Below are 16,454 nucleotides of genomic sequence, written 5' to 3' on the forward strand. Positions count from 1 at the left end.
ATTTGCTTATTTTTTATGCAACTAAATTTTTTATTTTAGATTGAGTGATTTAGATTACTTATGCACAAGTCAATCACAACTCTATTCCACATTTTAAGCAGCCTGCACTTTTTGTACGTCTAACACCATAGCCAAATTATCCACAATTTGAAATTTAACATCTAATCCTGCAATTTTCATGCCGTAAATTCGTTCTGGCACGTCTTGATAGGCTGGGCGTGGGTCTTGCGCGATACTTTGTTCAATTAAATCGCGCAGAGCTGTGGATAAGTTTGCACTTTCGGTTGCAGGCTGCCACGCAATCGTCAATTTTTCGGGCTCACCACTCACAAATCCAGCGCGTGCATTAGGTTTGGCTTCCACAAACGGGATATACGGCTTAATGTCTAACACAGGCGTGCCGTCCAACAAATCGCCGCCGCTGCACCAAATTTGTACGCGATTGCCCGAGTTATCCACACGCAACAACGGCAACAGCGACAAACCCATGTGATTGGGACGATGTGGGCTGCGCGTGGCAAACACGCCCATTTTCTTTTTGCCGCCCAATCGCGGCGGACGCACCATTTCTGCCCAGCCTTCGTTCACGGCATCGTGAAACAAAAACTGTACCCAAATGTAATCAAAACCGTCCAAACCGCGCACGCAATCGGCAGAAAATTCGGGGTTGAGCGTGATACAAATCTGCGCAGCTGGCACAAGCTGCGGTTGGCGCGGAATGCCGAATTTTTGTGTATAAGGCGAAGTAACCGTGCCAATGCTGTGGATAAGATGCTGCATGATGCAATCCGTGTAAACAAAATAAAAGTGCAAGCTGCTTTTGAAAGTTAAAAGCAGCCTGCACTTATTGTACGACAAATTAGAAACGATAGCCTACACCTACGTTTACATTGTTAGATTTCACTTTGCAGTCGCTATCGCAATCGCGCACTTTCAAGTTAGAGCGAACGTATTCCGCACCCACTTCCACATTTGGTGCAACCGCATATTTTGCACCTACGCCATAAGTAATACCACGAGCACGAACAGAAAACGCACCGTCTTCGTCTGTGCCTGTGAATTTACCAGTAGCGTAACCCACTTTGGCATAAGGCATCAAATCATTGGTTACGCGGAAACCTTGTACATAGTTTGCGTTCCACAAGTGTTTAGATTTTGTGCCAGCATCATCAATTTTGCTAGAACCCAATTTGTATTTCAATTCAGCTTGACCTACCAATGGCGTATCTGGAAATTCAAAACCATATGAACCCACCAAGTTGGTTGCATTGGAATTTTTTGAACCTTCAACATTAGTGTAGTTGGTAACGCCAGTATCAATCCCCACACCAGCACCCACAAAATTGCTGTTTTGACCATTTGCCATTGCCACGCCAGACAAAGCTGCCAATACGCTTGCTAAAACTAATTTTTTCATCGTTTGATTCCTTTACTTAAAAATATCATCAATAATACGCAGTATGTGCTGCGAACCCGCATTCTAGCACCATTTTTTTCAAACCGATTTATTTTACACGAGAACCACAAATGCAAACTTTTTTAAACCAATCTCCCACCATCGCCGCCATTGCCACCGCAGCAGGACGCGGTGGCGTGGGCGTGATACGAATTTCAGGCAAAGACTTATTGCCATTCGCGCAACACATCACAGGCGGTAAAACGCCCAAACCACGCACCGCGCTTTACACCGATTTTGTGGATCAACACGGCAACGCCATCGACAACGGCTTGCTGTTGTATTTTGCCGCACCAGCCAGCTTCACGGGCGAAGACGTGATAGAACTACAAGGACACGGCGGACAAATCGTGTTGCAAATGCTGTTGCAACGCTGCTTGGAATTGGGCGCACGAATCGCCGAAGCAGGCGAGTTCACCAAACGCGCATTTTTGAACAACAAACTGGACTTGGCACAAGCCGAAAGCGTAGCGGATTTAATTGACGCGTCCAGCCAAGCGGCGGCACGAATGGCGGTGCGTTCGCTCAAAGGCGCGTTTTCGCAACATATCCACAGCCTAGTGGACGATTTAATCACGCTGCGAATGTTGGTAGAAGCGACTTTGGATTTTCCCGAAGAAGAAATTGATTTTTTGGAAGCCGCAGATGCCAAAGGCAAATTGGCGCGATTGCAAGCACAGTTATCCACCGTCTTGCAGCAAGCAGGGCAAGGTGCGATTTTGCGCGAAGGCATGAACGTGGTGTTGGTTGGTGCACCCAATGTGGGCAAATCCAGTTTGCTCAACGCGCTGGCGGGCGACGATGTGGCGATTGTTACCAACATCGCAGGCACAACCCGCGACACAGTGCGCGAACAAATCACGCTAGACGGTGTGCCAATTCATATTACCGACACCGCAGGTTTGCGCCAAACCGATGACGTGGTAGAAAAAATTGGCATAGAACGCAGCGAAAAAGCGGTACAAAACGCCGATGTCGCGCTGATTTTGATTGACCCAGCAGAAGGCATCAACCCAACCACGCAGGCGATTTTGGACAAATTGCCAACTTCGTTACAGCGAATCGAAGTCCATAATAAAATTGATTTGCGCGATGAATCCGCCAGTTTGCATAACGAAAGTGCAGGCTGCTTTTTATCGGGCGCGGACGTGTTGATTAAGCTATCGGCAAAAACAGGCGCAGGGCTGGATTTGCTTAAACAAACGCTGTTGGACGCGATTGGCTGGCAGGGCGAGAGCGAAGGTTTATTTTTGGCGCGAACCCGACACATTCATGCTTTACAAGCCGCGCAAGTGGAATTGGAAAACGCAGCATTGTGCAGCAACAATCAACTGGAATTGTTGGCAGAGCATTTGCGCTTGGCGCAAGTAGCCTGCAATGAAATTACAGGCGAATTTACGGCTGATGATTTGCTAGGCGTGATTTTTAGTCGTTTTTGTATTGGCAAATAAAAGCAGCCTGCACTTTGAAATTTAAAAAGCATTCGGTTTATCTGAATGCTTTTTTTGTTTGTGTGATTGAAATTGTGCTTTAAATAAAAAAATTAAATTTTAAATATTAAATAGATGATTTTTATGAGTGCAGGCTGCTTTTGTGGATAAGTTGGTTTGTGATTTGATTTAATGTAATTTTTTTGATAGCGTAACTGTGTAGATGAAGCGAAAATAAAATCCAGCACAATTGTGGATAAAATAGCTGTTTGATTTGATTTTGTGGATAAGTTGTCGTTTATACAAACAAGAGCAGGCTGCTTTGAATAATAATCAAAGCAGCCTGCTCTTGTTTTGACGCACTAAATATTAAATTTTTTCAGCAAAATATTTCAACACGCGAACCAGTTGCGATGCGTAAGACATTTCGTTGTCATACCATGCCACGGTTTTTACCAATTGGCTATCACCTACGGTTTGTACGCGCGTTTGGGTTGCGTCAAACAACGAACCGAAGCTAATGCCTACGATGTCTGATGACACGATTTCATCTTCGGTGTAACCAAACGATTCGTTTGCCGCCGCTTTCATTGCTGCGTTCACTTCTTCTTTAGTTACTTTTTTCTCCAACACGCACACCAATTCGGTCAAAGAACCTGTTGGAACTGGTACACGTTGTGCAGAACCGTCCAATTTACCGTTCAATTCAGGAATCACCAAGCCGATGGCTTTGGCTGCGCCTGTGCTGTTTGGCACGATATTCGCAGCAGCAGCACGAGCGCGGCGTTTGTCGCCTTTGCGGTGTGGAGCGTCCAAAGTGTTTTGGTCTCCTGTGTAACCGTGAATCGTGGTCATCAAGCCTTGTATCACGCCAAATTGTTTTTGCAACACGTTTGCCATTGGGGCTAAACAGTTAGTCGTGCAAGAAGCCGCAGAAATCACGGTTTCGCTGCCGTCCAAAATGTCGTGGTTTACGTTGAATACTACGGTTTTCACATCGTTGCCACCTGGGGCAGAAATCACAACTTTACGCGCACCTGCACGAATGTGGGCTTGGCATTTTTCGTTGCTGGTAAAGAAGCCTGTGCATTCCAATACCACATCAATGCCCAAATCTTTCCAAGGCAATTCTTCTGGATTGGGTTTTGCAAACACTTTGATTTCTTTGCCGTTTACGATAAATGAATCTTCGTTTAGTTCTACTGTGCCGTCAAAACGACCTTGTGTAGTGTCGTATTTGAACAAGTGAACCAACATATCGGCTGGTGTTAAATCGTTTACCGCAACAACTTCTACGCCTTCTGTTTTCAAAATTTGACGCAATGCCAAACGACCAATGCGACCAAAACCGTTAATAGCTACTTTAATGCTCATTTGAGTTCTCCATATAAAAGAGTGGTTGGGAAAGCGTTATTTTCCCATAAATGGTAAGTTTGGCTCAAATTTTTGTGTAGTAAATTTGTTTATCCTTAAAAAAATCTTTTAATAAAATATAAAAAGATGATATTTATGAGTGTAGGCTGCTTTTGTGGATAAGTCTGCAATCATTTATTTTATATCAATAAACAGAAAATGAATGGGTGTGCGTAAACCTAATGGCATAAAATAGAACCGTTGTGGATAATTTATCTGAAAATAACAAAATTGTGGATAACTTAATGCTTATTCTAGCGTTCAATCCTAAAAATAAGCAAAAACAATCTTGCAGGCTGCTTTTATGGTTTATGATGCGTGTCAAATCAACAAGGAAAATCAAGATGAAACAAAGAACACTAAAAACATCGGTTAGCGCAACGGGCGTGGGTTTGCATTCTGGTGAACGTGTGCGACTGACTTTGCACCCTGCCCCCGAAAACAGTGGCATTGCTTTTCGTCGTACCGATTTGCAAGGCGAGCAGGGCGAAATCGTGAAATTGTCGCCTTATTTGATTAACGACACGCGCCTGTCTTCCACCGTTGTAACCGAGCAGGGGGCGCGCATTGGTACGATTGAACACATTATGTCGGCATTGGCGGCATACGGTGTGGATAACGTGCTCATTGAGCTGAATGCGCCTGAAATCCCGATTATGGACGGCAGCAGCTTGCCGTTTGTGTATTTGCTGCAAGATGCGGGCATTGTGGAGCAGCCTGCACGCAAACGATTTTTAAAAATCGAGAAAACGGTTGAGATTAAAGAAACAGGCAAATGGGTGCGTTTTGCGCCGTATGATGGTTTTAAAGTGGCTTTGACGATTGAGTTTAACCACCCTGTGTTCAACCGCAGCGCACCGCGTTTTGAGATTGATTTTGCAGGACAATCGTATATTGAAGAAATCGCACGAGCGCGCACGTTTGGTTTTATGCACGAAGTGGAAATGATGCGCCAACACGGTTTGGGTTTGGGCGGCAATTTAACCAACGCGATTGTGATTGATGATATGGACGTGCTCAATCCAGAAGGTTTGCGCTATCCCGATGAATTTGTGCGCCACAAAATTTTGGACGCGATTGGCGATTTGTATATTGTTGGACATCCGATTATTGGCGCGTTTGAGGGCTACAAATCGGGACACGCGATTAACAATGCTTTGCTACGCGCGGTGTTGGCAGACGAAAGCGCGTATGAATGGGTAGAGTTTGATGAAGACAATGAAGCCTTGCCGTCTGCATTTTTTGGTGTGGATACATTGATGGCAGCGTAAAAAGTACGCAAAAAAATAGAAAAAAGCAGCCTGCACTTGTGGATAAATAGTGCAGGCTGCTTTTTGTTGTGGATAAATTGGTTGATTACACTTCGTAAGTGCTAGATGCCGTATCGCCGCCTTTTCCTGTCCAGTTGGTGTGGAAAAATTCGCCGCGTGGTGCGTCCATGCGTTCGTAAGTGTGTGCGCCGAAGTAATCGCGCTGTGCTTGCAACAAATTAGCTGGTAAACGCACCGATGTGTAGCTATCCAAGAATGTAATCGCCGCCGTCATGCAAGGCATTGGAATCGCGCATTCAACCGATTTAGCCACCACTTTGCGCCATTGTGGCAAGGCGTTGTTGAGAATATCGCGGAAATAATCGTCTTGTCCCAACCAAACCAAATCGGGGTTGTTTGCATACGCATCGCGAATATTGCCCAAGAACACGCTGCGAATAATGCAACCTTCGCGCCACAACAAAGCGGTGTTGCCATAATTCAAATTCCAGCCGTAGGTTTTGCTGGCTTCGTGCATGAGCATAAAGCCTTGTGCATAAGAAATAATTTTGCTGGCTAGCAAGGTTTTTTGTAGCGCGTCTAACCACATTTCGCGGTCGCCATCAATGCGGCTCACGCTGTGTGGGAACAATCGCGCTGCTGCCAAACGCTGGTCTTTGAATGCCGACACGCAACGTGCAAATACTGCTTCGGAAATCAAAGTCAAAGGAATACCCATATCCAAAGCGTTGATGCCTGTCCATTTGCCTGTGCCTTTTTGACCTGCAGTATCCAAGATTTTTTCTACCAATGGCGAGCCGTCGCCATCTTTGTATGCCAAAATGTCGGCAGTAATGTCCACCAAATAAGAGCTCAATTCGGTTTTTTTCCACGATTCAAACGCTTGGTGCATTTCTTCGTGGTTCATGCCCAAGCCTTCTTTCATGAATTGATAGGCTTCGCAGATTAACTGCATATCGCCGTATTCAATGCCGTTGTGCACCATTTTCACAAAATGACCTGCGCCATTGTCGCCCACCCAATCGCAACAAGGCTCGCCCTCTGGCGTTTTAGCGGCAATCGCTTGGAAAATCGGTTTAACGTGTTCCCAAGCCGAAGCGTGTCCGCCTGGCATAATAGACGGGCCGTTACGCGCCCCTTCTTCGCCACCCGATACGCCTGCGCCAATAAAGCGTAAACCTTTTGTCGCCAAGTATTCGCAACGGCGATTGGTATCGGGATAATTGGCATTGCCGCCGTCAATCAGAATATCGCCTTCGTCCAAAAATGGGATAATTTGTTCAATAAACTCATCAACGGCTGAACCTGCGCGAACCATCATCATGATTTTGCGTGGTTTTTCCAGTTTATCCACAAGTTCTTGCAAACTGTGTGCGCCAATAATGTTTGTGCCTTTGGCTGCACCGTTCAAAAATTCATCTACTTTACTGGTTGTTCGGTTAAAGGCAACGACTTTAAAGCCCTTGTCATTCATATTTAGGATTAGGTTTTGACCCATAACCGCTAAACCGATAACGCCAATATCACCTTTCGTCATTTTTGATATCCTTATCTGAGTGAGAGTTTTTTTGCAAAAGCACGATACTTTAACGCATTGAATGCAGATTAGACAATGCGTTTACAATAAAAAGCGTAAAAATAATAGGGATAAAGTGCAGGCTGCTTTGGTTGTTTTGTACGATAAATAGGCGTATAAGACGTTAAACATTCAAATAATAGGAAACGATGATGGCAAAAAAATTCCCTATCGCGCCCAAACACCCAGAGCGGATTTGTTGGGGTTGCGATAAATATTGTTCGGCAGACGATTTACAATGCGGTAATGGTAGCGAACGCATTCAGCACCCAGTGGAATTATCGGGCGCAAAATGGTACGAAGAGGGCGATTGGTCAGATTTGCTCAACGATAAACAGCAAGAAGAATTGGGTTTAAAGCAGCCTGCACATCAGCAAAAGCCCCATATCAAATTAACACTTGTCAAAGATTAGTGCAGGCTGCTTTTTAGATAGCGTTTCTATTCTATATAGGTATTCAAAATGCGCGATTTGCGATAAAATACGCGCTTTAATTTTTAATAATATATTGTTTATATAAAGGAATTTTCATGAAAGCATTAGTCGCAGTAAAACGTGTAGTGGATTTCAATGTAAAAGTGCGCGTGAAAGCGGATGGTTCGGGCGTGGATATTGGCAACGTGAAAATGTCCATGAATCCGTTTGACGAAATCGCGGTGGAAGAAGCGGTGCGCTTGAAAGAAGCGGGCAAAATCAGCGAAATCGTGGCGGTATCGTTGGGCGAGAAAAAATGTGAAGACGTGTTGCGTACCGCGTTGGCGATGGGTGCTGACCGCGCCATTCATGTGGAAACGGACGCGGTTTTAGAGCCTTTGACGGTGGCGAAATTGTTGAAAAAAGTCGCGGACAATGAGCAGCCGCAAATCGTATTGCTTGGCAAACAGGCGATTGACGATGACGCGAACCAAACCGCGCAAATGTTGGCGGCGTTGATGAATGCGCCGCAAGCCACGTTTGCCAGCAAGGTGGATTTGAGCGCGGACGAAGTGGCGGTTACACGCGAAATTGACGGTGGTTTGGAAACGATTGCGCTGAAATTGCCTGCTGTGATTAGCGCGGATTTGCGTTTGAATGAGCCACGTTTTGTGAAGCTGCCTGCGTTGATGGCGGCGAAAAAGAAATCGTTGGAAAAACAATCGCCTGAATCGTTGGGCGTGGATTTGACGGCGCGTGTGAGCGTGAAACAATTTGCCGAGCCAAAAGCGCGTCAAGCTGGCGTGAAAGTGGTGAATGTGGCTGAATTGGTTGAAAAATTGGCTGCGGCAAAAGCAATTTAAGGGGAAATGAGATGACTGTTTTAATTTTGGCGGAACACAATGGCGCGGAATTGAACGCGGCGACTTTACACGCGATTGCGGCTGCGGAAAAATTGGGCGATGTTCATGTGTTGGTGGCGGGTTCAGGCTGCCTGAATGTGGCGGAACAAGCCAGCAAAATCAACGGAGTGGCGCAAGTTTTATACGCGGACGCGCTACATTTTGCGGATTTGTTGGCGGAAGAAATTGCGCCGTTGATGGTGTCGTTGGCTGCGCCCTATTCTCACATTGCGGCGACGGCGAGCGCGTTTGGTAAGAATATTTTGCCACGTGTGGCGGCGTTGTTGGATTGTTCGCAAATTTCGGATTTGACGGAAATTGTTGATAGTAAAACATTTATTCGTCCGATTTACGCTGGCAATGTGTTCACGACTGTGAGCAGCGATGAAGCGAAATTGGTGCTGACGATTCGTGCGAGTGCGTTTCCTGCGGCGGTTTCAGGCAGTCAAAACGCGCCAATTAACGCGGTTGCGGCAACGCCAGCGCAAAATTTGAGCCGTTTTGTTTCACGCGAATTGACGCAATCTGACCGCCCTGAATTGACGCAAGCGCGTGTGGTGGTGTCGGGTGGACGTGCGTTGGGCAGCGCGGAACAGTTCAACGCGGTTTTAACGCCATTGGCGGACGTGTTGGGTGCGGCGATTGGCGCGAGCCGTGCGGCGGTGGATGCGGAATACGCGCCGAACGATAGCCAAGTCGGTCAAACAGGTAAAATTGTTGCGCCTGAATTGTATATTGCGGTGGGGATTTCGGGCGCGATTCAGCACGTTGCAGGTATACAGGACAGCAAAACGGTTGTGGCGATTAACAAAGACCCTGACGCGCAAATTTTCAATGTGGCGGATTTTGGGATTGTGGGTGATTTGTTTGAAATCGTGCCGCAATTAACGGAAAAATTGAAAAACCGTTGATTTTATTAAATATTTTTAAATCATGTTTCACGTGAAACGCAAAAAGTAATTATGTTTCACGCGAAACAAGTTTTATAAATTTTGAAAATAAAATTGATGTTTCACGTGAAACGAACCAAATTTCACAACAAAGGCTGCCTGAAAATAAATCAATTTGTTTTCAGGCAGCCTGATTTACGATAAGGAAAAATCATGCAGCAGTTGCACAATGTTCAGTCTCATTCTTTTGCTTCGAATAATTATTCGGGTGTGCTGCCTGAAATTATGGTGGTGATACAAACGGTAAACGGTGGGCACGTTGGCGCGTATGGCAACGACCCATACACGGAAAAACTGCAGCAAATCTTAAAACAGCAGTTTGGCGAACAGGAGCAAGGTTTTCCTGTATTCAATGGATCAGGTGCGAATGTGTTGGCGTTGCAAGCGTTACTGCCACGTTGGGGTGCGGTGGTTTGCGCTCAAACGGCGCACATCAATGTTGATGAAAGCGTTGCGCCACAATGGGTAGGCGGTTTCAAATTGTGGACGATTGCTACGCCTGATGGCAAATTGTCGCCTGAATTGATTGCACAAGAAACACATGGTTTTGGCTTTGAACATCGCGCTCAGCCGTTGGCGGTCAGTATGACGCAAAGCACGGAATTAGGCACATTGTATACACCTGACGAATTGCGCGCTATTTGCGATTTCTGCCACAAAAATGGCATGGCGGTACATTTGGACGGTGCGCGTTTGGCGAATGCGGCGGCGGCTTTGGGCGTGTCGTTGCGCGAGATTACGACTGATGTGGGCGTGGATATTGTGTCGTTTGTCGGGACGAAAAATGGCTTGTTGTTGGGCGAATGCGTGGTTATTTTGAATCCTGAACGTGTGTCGGACGGCATGAAATATTTGCGTAAAATGAATGTGCAGTTGGCATCTAAAATGCGGTTTATTTCGGCGCAGTTGGTGGCTTTATTAGAAAATGATTTGTGGCTGAAATCGGCAAGCAATACGAATAAAATGGCGCAAAAACTTTCAGACAGCCTGCAAAATATGGACGGCGTGGAATTGGTTTACCCGACACAGGCGAATGCGGTTTTTGCGAAATTGCCAAACGGTGTGGCGGATAAGGTGCGTGAATTGACATATTTTTATGATTGGGACGAGCAAGGCACGGTGCGTTTTGTGTGCAGTTTTGATACGACTGAACAGCACGTTGATGAGTTGGTGGCGGCAACTTGGGCGGCGATTGGTTAATGTGCAGGCTGCTTTTGAATATAATAAAACGAGAAAAACATGACCGAAATCACAACCTACAAAACCCTATCCGCGCCAATCCAAGTCGAATTTAAAGACAAAGGCAGCCGTTTCATCGCCTATGCCTATCCTGTTTTAACCGCCGATGATGTGAAAAAACACGTTGATGATTTGCGCCAAGAACACCACAAAGCGCGGCATTGGTGCTACGCCTACCGTCTCGGCACAGACGGCAATAAATTTCGCGCTAACGATGACGGCGAACCGTCAGGCAGCGCAGGTCGTCCGATTTTGGGGCAGATTGATTCGTTTGAATTGACTGATGTGTTGGTCGTGGTGGTGCGGTATTTTGGTGGAACTTTGCTCGGCGTGTCAGGGCTGATTCATGCGTACAAAATGGCAACGCAAATGGCGTTTCAGGCAGCCGCGATTGTGGAAAAAAATATTGAAAAAACGCTGTATTTGCGTTGCGATTATCCGCATTTAAATGACGCGCTGCGGATTGCGAAAAATCATCACGCGAATATTATCGAGCAGGATTTGCAACTGGATTGCCGATTGACGGTGCGTGTGCCGTTAGTGGATTTTCAGGCAGCCGTGAATGCGTGGCAGTTTGAGCGGACGATTAATTTGAGCGAAGAGCCAGTTGCGTCATAAAAAAGCCGTGCAAATTATCACAATTTGCACGGCTTTTTATTTTCAGGCTGCCTGAAAATTATAGTGGATTAAATTTAGAACCTGTATTCACAAACAACTATTTGATAAATTTTAATATTTGTGAAATATACCCTAGTTTAACAAAATTTTCAGCAGATAAATTCGTCTGCTCAAAATCTTTTGCTAAACGTCGAGACCAACCTAACCATGCAAACGTTCGTTCTACAATCCAACGTTTGGGCAGAATATGCCAAGAAATATCTTGAATTCTCTTTGAAATCTCAACAGTTAAACCCAATTGCTCTGATACTTCACGCTCAAATGTATTCCGATAACCTGCGTCTGCACAGAAACCTTTTAAACTCGGATAGGTCTCAAACGCTTTTTTTGCTACAAGAATACCTGCTTTTGTGTCATGAATATTGGCTGCATGAACCACAACAGACAATATAGTGAATTAAATTTAGATTAGTACAGCGTTGCCAACTCCCTTATGTACTAGGTGTACACGGCGGTCGTTGTCGCCTTGTCCTAATCTAAATTTAATCCACTATAGATTACCCAACGTATCAACAGCTATATGTCGCTTACGACCTTTGATTTTTTACCGCCATCAAACCCTTTATCATGTGCGCTAGAAGCTGTTTTGACACTTTGTGAATCAATAATGGCATAAGTTGGCATTGCTTGTTTTTGATGGATTAAACGTTTTTTTGAACCAATGCCAAAAGAATTCTATCCCATAAGCCTGATTGATTGGCTCTGCGATAGAAACTCCATACGGTTGAATAAGGTGGAAAATCATTGGGCAGCATACGCCACTGGCAACCTGTTTTGGTCATGTACAAAACGGCATTCACTAATTGACGTTTATCCCATTTGTAGTGGCGTAGCTGGTTAAAATATGGCTCAATCGCTTGCCATTGGGCATCTGTTAAGTCTGTTGGGTAGGATTTTCTAGTCATAAAGATATTTTATCATTTTTGTGAATGCAGGTTCTTAATTCACTATGCCTGAAAAGTCATTGACTATTTTAGATAATGCTAGATTTCACAGAATGAGTATTCTGCAAGAAATGGTGCATCATTTGGGGCATAAAGTTCTACCGCTTGCACCTTATTCGCCTGAATTAAATCCAATAGAAAAAACATGGGCAAATATTAAGAAATATATGCGTTCAATTTTGCCTAGTTATGATAATTTCACAGATGTGTTACTGTCCTATTTTTATTTTAATTAACTATACATAAGGGAGTTGGCAACGCTGTACTAATCTAAATTTAATTCACTATAGATAGTTGCAGCGTTAATGTTTTCAAAAATATTTTTATGGAATAAGAATGATGAATTTACAGCAAATTTTTACGAAACGATTTAAAGAAGCGCGGAAAGCGAAAAAGATGACACAAGAAAAATTGGGTTTGGCGATTGGTTTAGATGAATTTGTGGCGAGTACGCGCATCAATCGTTATGAAAAAGGTAATCATCAACCTGATTTAAATACATTGGTGTGGATTGCTCAAATTCTTGATGTTCCACCAGCGTATTTTTTTGTTGATGATGAATTGGTTGAAATCGTGTTGGCGCATTATCGGAAACAGGCTGTCTGAAAAAATAAAAAGCCGTGCAAATTTTGATGATTTGTACGGCTTTTTTAATCAATAATCAATTGATTCTTTGATGATTTTTAAATTAGGATACGACATCAAAATATCGTATTTGCGATTATTTTTGTACGCTTCAATTTCTAAAACAGGTTTGCTCCAATGGTCGTCGGCGTCAATTTCGCCCACTTGGTAGCCTTTGCTTTCCAAAATTTGACGCGCTTGGGCTTTCTTTTGTGGGAAGTTTGAATCACTGTAAATTTGGTTTTCAATGCGGTCGTTGGCGAATGCGCTGCTTGCGGTTGCTGTCAAAATTGCTGCTAAAAATAATTTTTTCATGTGTGATTACCTTTCTTAAAAAGTGTGTGTGGTAGGTTGAATTTCAATGAGCGTATTAAAACACAGAAAAATTAGCACAAAATTATGAATGCAAATTTATATAGTGAAATGAAATAAAAACAGTACAAGGCGACAATGCCTGCCGTGTGCAAGTAGTACATAAGGGCGTTGGCAACATAGTACCGTTGCAATTTCATTTCACTATGCTTGATTTTTCTTGGCAGCCTGAACAGGTTCTGGCAGTTGCGTAGGAAAAAATAAGCTCAATGGTCGTTCTTTGGCGATTTGTTTTACACAGCGCATAATGCTCCACCAGCTATCAATTTTGGTTTCGCGTGAACGCAATGCCACCCAAAGTGTAATCGAAAAGCTAACCCATAAATTAACCGAACCAATCATCAAAACAAAGATAACACCTTGAATAAAAGTTAAAAAGCCTACTCCACCCGATATGGTGGCATAACCCAAGTTGGCAGACGAAAAGGCAACGTGGCGAATGTCTAACGGCAAGCCCAGTGCGTGTCCCACAAAGCCTGTCATACCCAATAGCATACCAAAGCACAAGTTACCCATTAACGAGCCATAGTTGGAATGAAAATAATCTGCCACTTTCCCACGCCATTTGGTTGGTAAAATCCATTTTAAAACAGGATGATGACGCAATCTCATGCGTAGATTTAAATAATCGCAACGGTTGTCAAAAAAGCCCGAAATAATGCCCGAACAAAATAACCATACGCCAGCAATGGCAGCATACCATAGCGTTGCTTTGAATGGATTAATCGCGTTCAGCTGATACAAAACTTCGGCTTTGTTTAACAAGGGATAGGGGTAATACAGGCGATAAAACAGTCCAACCAGTATGGCGACGGTAATTGCCACCACTACGTTGCCTGTTACCGCGGCAATTTGCGAACGCAATACATCAACCAATAATTGAGCTAGTTTCATATTATTAACCTGCCCTTTTTCGGTGCGTTCTACCGCCGCAGCAAAACGTGATGCGGTCATTGCAGGCTGCTTGGTTGCCACAGTAAAGCCCAGCATAAAAATTAGCATAAAGCCCAAGCCATAGTTCAAACCAGAGGCAACGCTATACACAAATTGGTTGTCGATTTCTTTACCCAAATAAATTTTAAACCACGACATGAGCGCGATTAAAACACCACCGCCAGCCGCCGAATACAGCATACTCCAATATTCTTTTTTGCTGCGCGTGATGTAGTGTTCGCCATGGTCGCCTGTGTTTTGCGTGATGCTGCGCGATAACATTTTGACGCTGCTTTTCCACAAACGGCGAACGCTGTGTTGTTCAGCCGTTGCAATCGCCAATACCTGAGTGAGTTCTAACAAGGTGCGTGCTGGAATATTTTGGGGCGAAAAAACGTCTAATAACAAAGCAATGCGATTGAGTGTTTGATGCAATCGTTCTAGCAAATGCGCCACACCCAACGATGAGCCTGCACCAGCCACTGTACCTTTTTTGCGCAAGGTTTCCACTTGCTTATGACATTGAGACAGCATGACATATAAATGGCTATCATCAAATTCGGTTTGATTGATTTTAGCGGTTAGCCAAGCGGCAATTTCGCGTTTTAGTGCGACAAATGGTGAATCTCGGTTCAATAATTGTGGGTCAAGGCGTACTAAATCGGGTTCTAATGCTTCGGCGGCAACCCAAATTGATAGCATTTCAATGGCGTGAAAGCCTTCACGGCGCAAGTGACTTTGTGCGGTTTCGCGCTCGTGTTCGCCTGTGTGGTGGCGCAAGAGTGCAAACAGTTTCAGCCAAGTTTTGTTGTCAATCGCATTTATCCACAGGCGGTCACTTTCGCGGTTGAATAATTGAGCGAATACATCGCGTAAATCGCCTTCGTCTTTGTATGATGGATTGAATTTTTCGTAAACGCGGTCAATGAGTTCGCGCGCAAAGCCTTCTCGTGCAAAAATGCCTGCGCTAATTAAGAGTGGGTACAAGCGCAAACCATATAGCCAATGGCACAGCAAATTGGCGACTTGTGTGCATAGTTCTGGGTTATTTTGCAATAAAATCAATAAATTATTCAAACGTTCAGGCGCGCGTTTGGCTTTGCCTTTTCGCAGCCATGTAACCAGTCCTTTTAGTAAGCCAAACGCGTTGTTTTGGTCTACGCTTTGTTGAATTAAACTCAGCAAAGTAGATGAATGGGAATGTCGCATAAATATCCTATTAAAAAGCAGCTTGCATTTAGATAGGCTTATTATAATCAAGAAAATGGACTTGTGATGATAAAAGCAGCCTGCATTTGAGTTAATAAAAGTGCAGGCTGCTTTTTGCATTATAGTGGATTAAATTTAGAGGTGGTGTCCTGAAAAGTGTGCTGCAAAACTAAACAATGCCAAAGTGAATATCAAAGAAAGCTAAATCAAAAACTTTCTTGTGATAAAACATACTTTTAGAAAAACAACACGTTTTTCTAAACGCTCGCCTTACTTTGTGCCGTAAACGACAGTTATTACCCTCAATGCCAACTATGTGTTGCTTACCAACTAGATGCCATTCTTCATTTGAAAAGACATTTAAAAATGCAGCCCAGTCGTCAGTCGCCATTCTGTCATAGGTTACACGCAACTCTTTCAAACGCCATTTGAGTGCTCGCGCTGTTGCTAAATCGCGCTTACCCCAAACGTAAGCGACAATTTCGCCACTTTCTCTGTGATAGGCATAGACTAGCCACACTTTATTAGACTTGTTACCGACAAATGTCCAAAACTCGTCTATTTCAAGTGTAGAGTAATGTTTTTGTTTAGGAAATGGCTCAAACTCATGGCGTTTTAAAGCAGCCTGAACTTTGTCTTTGCTGTAACCCGTAATTGCTGCAATATCGCGAATACCACAACCTCTAACGGTCATTCTCCAAACCTGTTCATCAGCTTTGGAATGACAACCCTTATAGGTAAGGTTATGGTCGCCAATAAAATTACGACAAAAATCTTTGCAAAAATATTTTTGTTTACGATTGCCAGAGTAGCCATTTTTCTTTATATTTTGTCCTTGGCAGCGAGGACAAGTTAGAGTTATTTCTGTTTTCACACACTCAAATATACTCTGTTTTCGCTGCTTTTTTATTGCTTATTTTTTTACAGCACACTTTTCAGGACACCACCAATTTAGATTAGGACAAGGCGACAACGACCGCCGTGTACAGCTAGTACATAAGGGAGTTGGCAACGCTGTACTAATCTAAATTTAATTCACTATAA

At 44.0% G+C, this 16,454-nt stretch carries 17 protein-coding genes and 2 pseudogenes; 9 read left to right on the forward strand and 10 right to left on the reverse strand.

The window, feature by feature from the left end; translation table 11 throughout:
• Positions 1-93: 93 nt before the first annotated feature.
• Together tsaA and DQN52_RS02235 are read right to left on the reverse strand one after the other, a co-directional pair.
• Positions 94-780: a tRNA (N6-threonylcarbamoyladenosine(37)-N6)-methyltransferase TrmO gene (gene tsaA / locus DQN52_RS02230; protein WP_032133005.1), complete on the reverse strand. Its 687-nt coding sequence runs from the start codon at positions 778-780 to the stop codon at positions 94-96.
• Between the two features lie 79 nt (positions 781-859).
• Positions 860-1,417 (reverse strand): porin family protein, encoded by a 558-nt coding sequence (locus tag DQN52_RS02235; protein ID WP_003788155.1) that lies wholly within the window; start codon positions 1,415-1,417, stop codon positions 860-862.
• A 110-nt stretch (positions 1,418-1,527) separates the two neighbouring features.
• Between DQN52_RS02235 and mnmE the strand changes: the two genes are divergently transcribed.
• On the forward strand, positions 1,528-2,907 hold the full coding sequence (gene mnmE, locus DQN52_RS02240) for a tRNA uridine-5-carboxymethylaminomethyl(34) synthesis GTPase MnmE (RefSeq protein ID WP_003788153.1): 1,380 nt from the start codon (positions 1,528-1,530) through the stop codon (positions 2,905-2,907).
• A gap of 348 nt (positions 2,908-3,255) precedes the next feature.
• Here mnmE and gap read toward each other — a convergent pair whose 3' ends face one another.
• Positions 3,256-4,260 (reverse strand): type I glyceraldehyde-3-phosphate dehydrogenase, encoded by a 1,005-nt coding sequence (gene gap, locus DQN52_RS02245; RefSeq protein ID WP_003788149.1) that lies wholly within the window; start codon positions 4,258-4,260, stop codon positions 3,256-3,258.
• A gap of 383 nt (positions 4,261-4,643) precedes the next feature.
• Here gap and lpxC point away from each other — a divergent pair, with 383 nt between their 5' ends.
• Positions 4,644-5,570 (forward strand): UDP-3-O-acyl-N-acetylglucosamine deacetylase, encoded by a 927-nt coding sequence (lpxC, locus tag DQN52_RS02250; protein WP_032827816.1) that lies wholly within the window; start codon positions 4,644-4,646, stop codon positions 5,568-5,570.
• Positions 5,571-5,655: 85 nt separating this feature from the next.
• Here lpxC and gnd read toward each other — a convergent pair whose 3' ends face one another.
• Positions 5,656-7,107, reverse strand: a complete 1,452-nt coding sequence (gnd, locus tag DQN52_RS02255; protein WP_003788145.1) for a decarboxylating NADP(+)-dependent phosphogluconate dehydrogenase — start codon at positions 7,105-7,107, stop codon at positions 5,656-5,658.
• 191 nt (positions 7,108-7,298) lie between these two features.
• Here gnd and DQN52_RS02260 point away from each other — a divergent pair, with 191 nt between their 5' ends.
• From DQN52_RS02260 to DQN52_RS02280, 5 genes are all read left to right on the forward strand, one after another.
• A complete protein-coding gene (locus DQN52_RS02260; protein ID WP_003792064.1) occupies positions 7,299-7,559 on the forward strand; it encodes a DUF3079 domain-containing protein in 261 nt (86 codons plus the stop codon).
• A gap of 116 nt (positions 7,560-7,675) precedes the next feature.
• The gene (locus DQN52_RS02265) at positions 7,676-8,422 is read left to right on the forward strand and encodes an electron transfer flavoprotein subunit beta/FixA family protein (RefSeq protein ID WP_003788138.1); all 747 of its coding nucleotides are present in this window, start codon (positions 7,676-7,678) and stop codon (positions 8,420-8,422) included.
• 11 nt (positions 8,423-8,433) lie between these two features.
• A complete protein-coding gene (locus tag DQN52_RS02270; RefSeq protein WP_003788136.1) occupies positions 8,434-9,372 on the forward strand; it encodes an electron transfer flavoprotein subunit alpha/FixB family protein in 939 nt (312 codons plus the stop codon).
• Positions 9,373-9,564: 192 nt separating this feature from the next.
• Positions 9,565-10,611, forward strand: a complete 1,047-nt coding sequence (locus tag DQN52_RS02275; protein WP_003788135.1) for a threonine aldolase family protein — start codon at positions 9,565-9,567, stop codon at positions 10,609-10,611.
• 39 nt (positions 10,612-10,650) lie between these two features.
• Positions 10,651-11,268 (forward strand): IMPACT family protein, encoded by a 618-nt coding sequence (locus tag DQN52_RS02280; protein ID WP_003788132.1) that lies wholly within the window; start codon positions 10,651-10,653, stop codon positions 11,266-11,268.
• A 97-nt stretch (positions 11,269-11,365) separates the two neighbouring features.
• Here DQN52_RS02280 and DQN52_RS02285 read toward each other — a convergent pair whose 3' ends face one another.
• From DQN52_RS02285 to DQN52_RS02290, 3 genes and pseudogenes are all read right to left on the reverse strand, one after another.
• Positions 11,366-11,716 (reverse strand): transposase, encoded by a 351-nt coding sequence (locus DQN52_RS02285; RefSeq protein WP_145961511.1) that lies wholly within the window; start codon positions 11,714-11,716, stop codon positions 11,366-11,368.
• Positions 11,717-11,821: 105 nt separating this feature from the next.
• Positions 11,822-11,961 (reverse strand): annotated as a pseudogene (locus tag DQN52_RS11645) (transposase); the annotation flags it as partial.
• Between the two features lie 8 nt (positions 11,962-11,969).
• Positions 11,970-12,233 (reverse strand): transposase, encoded by a 264-nt coding sequence (locus DQN52_RS02290; RefSeq protein WP_071461654.1) that lies wholly within the window; start codon positions 12,231-12,233, stop codon positions 11,970-11,972.
• 44 nt (positions 12,234-12,277) lie between these two features.
• Here DQN52_RS02290 and DQN52_RS02295 point away from each other — a divergent pair.
• Together DQN52_RS02295 and DQN52_RS02300 are read left to right on the forward strand one after the other, a co-directional pair.
• Positions 12,278-12,508, forward strand: a pseudogene (locus DQN52_RS02295) (transposase); the annotation flags it as partial.
• Between the two features lie 100 nt (positions 12,509-12,608).
• Complete coding sequence (locus DQN52_RS02300; RefSeq protein ID WP_003788127.1) at positions 12,609-12,878, forward strand: helix-turn-helix domain-containing protein; 270 nt, start codon at positions 12,609-12,611, stop codon at positions 12,876-12,878.
• A 48-nt stretch (positions 12,879-12,926) separates the two neighbouring features.
• Here the strand turns inward: DQN52_RS02300 and DQN52_RS02305 are convergent, their stop codons facing one another.
• The 3 genes from DQN52_RS02305 to DQN52_RS02320 form a co-directional block, all read right to left on the reverse strand.
• Positions 12,927-13,211, reverse strand: coding sequence for a PepSY domain-containing protein (locus DQN52_RS02305; protein ID WP_003788125.1), 285 nt, complete (start codon positions 13,209-13,211; stop codon positions 12,927-12,929).
• A gap of 201 nt (positions 13,212-13,412) precedes the next feature.
• The gene (locus DQN52_RS02315; RefSeq protein ID WP_032827815.1) at positions 13,413-15,410 is read right to left on the reverse strand and encodes a site-specific recombinase; all 1,998 of its coding nucleotides are present in this window, start codon (positions 15,408-15,410) and stop codon (positions 13,413-13,415) included.
• A gap of 169 nt (positions 15,411-15,579) precedes the next feature.
• Entirely contained in the window at positions 15,580-16,284 is a 705-nt protein-coding gene (locus tag DQN52_RS02320) for an IS1 family transposase (protein ID WP_071461630.1), read from the reverse strand.
• Between the last annotated feature and the right edge of the window lie 170 nt (positions 16,285-16,454).

The sequence above is a fragment of the Kingella kingae genome (genome assembly GCF_900475905.1).
Classification (GTDB): Bacteria; Pseudomonadota; Gammaproteobacteria; order Burkholderiales; family Neisseriaceae; genus Kingella; species Kingella kingae.

Excerpts from the sequence above, each read along its gene's own strand:
- tsaA (WP_032133005.1), bottom strand. The coding sequence starts at position 780 with ATGCAGCATCTTATCCACAGCATTGGCACGGTTACTTCGCCTTATACA.
- DQN52_RS02235 (WP_003788155.1), bottom strand. The coding sequence starts at position 1,417 with ATGAAAAAATTAGTTTTAGCAAGCGTATTGGCAGCTTTGTCTGGCGTG.
- mnmE (WP_003788153.1), top strand. The coding sequence starts at position 1,528 with ATGCAAACTTTTTTAAACCAATCTCCCACCATCGCCGCCATTGCCACC.
- gap (WP_003788149.1), bottom strand. The coding sequence starts at position 4,260 with ATGAGCATTAAAGTAGCTATTAACGGTTTTGGTCGCATTGGTCGTTTG.
- lpxC (WP_032827816.1), top strand. The coding sequence starts at position 4,644 with ATGAAACAAAGAACACTAAAAACATCGGTTAGCGCAACGGGCGTGGGT.
- gnd (WP_003788145.1), bottom strand. The coding sequence starts at position 7,107 with ATGACGAAAGGTGATATTGGCGTTATCGGTTTAGCGGTTATGGGTCAA.
- DQN52_RS02260 (WP_003792064.1), top strand. The coding sequence starts at position 7,299 with ATGGCAAAAAAATTCCCTATCGCGCCCAAACACCCAGAGCGGATTTGT.
- DQN52_RS02265 (WP_003788138.1), top strand. The coding sequence starts at position 7,676 with ATGAAAGCATTAGTCGCAGTAAAACGTGTAGTGGATTTCAATGTAAAA.
- DQN52_RS02270 (WP_003788136.1), top strand. The coding sequence starts at position 8,434 with ATGACTGTTTTAATTTTGGCGGAACACAATGGCGCGGAATTGAACGCG.
- DQN52_RS02275 (WP_003788135.1), top strand. The coding sequence starts at position 9,565 with ATGCAGCAGTTGCACAATGTTCAGTCTCATTCTTTTGCTTCGAATAAT.
- DQN52_RS02280 (WP_003788132.1), top strand. The coding sequence starts at position 10,651 with ATGACCGAAATCACAACCTACAAAACCCTATCCGCGCCAATCCAAGTC.
- DQN52_RS02290 (WP_071461654.1), bottom strand. The coding sequence starts at position 12,233 with ATGACTAGAAAATCCTACCCAACAGACTTAACAGATGCCCAATGGCAA.
- DQN52_RS02300 (WP_003788127.1), top strand. The coding sequence starts at position 12,609 with ATGATGAATTTACAGCAAATTTTTACGAAACGATTTAAAGAAGCGCGG.
- DQN52_RS02305 (WP_003788125.1), bottom strand. The coding sequence starts at position 13,211 with ATGAAAAAATTATTTTTAGCAGCAATTTTGACAGCAACCGCAAGCAGC.
- DQN52_RS02315 (WP_032827815.1), bottom strand. The coding sequence starts at position 15,410 with ATGCGACATTCCCATTCATCTACTTTGCTGAGTTTAATTCAACAAAGC.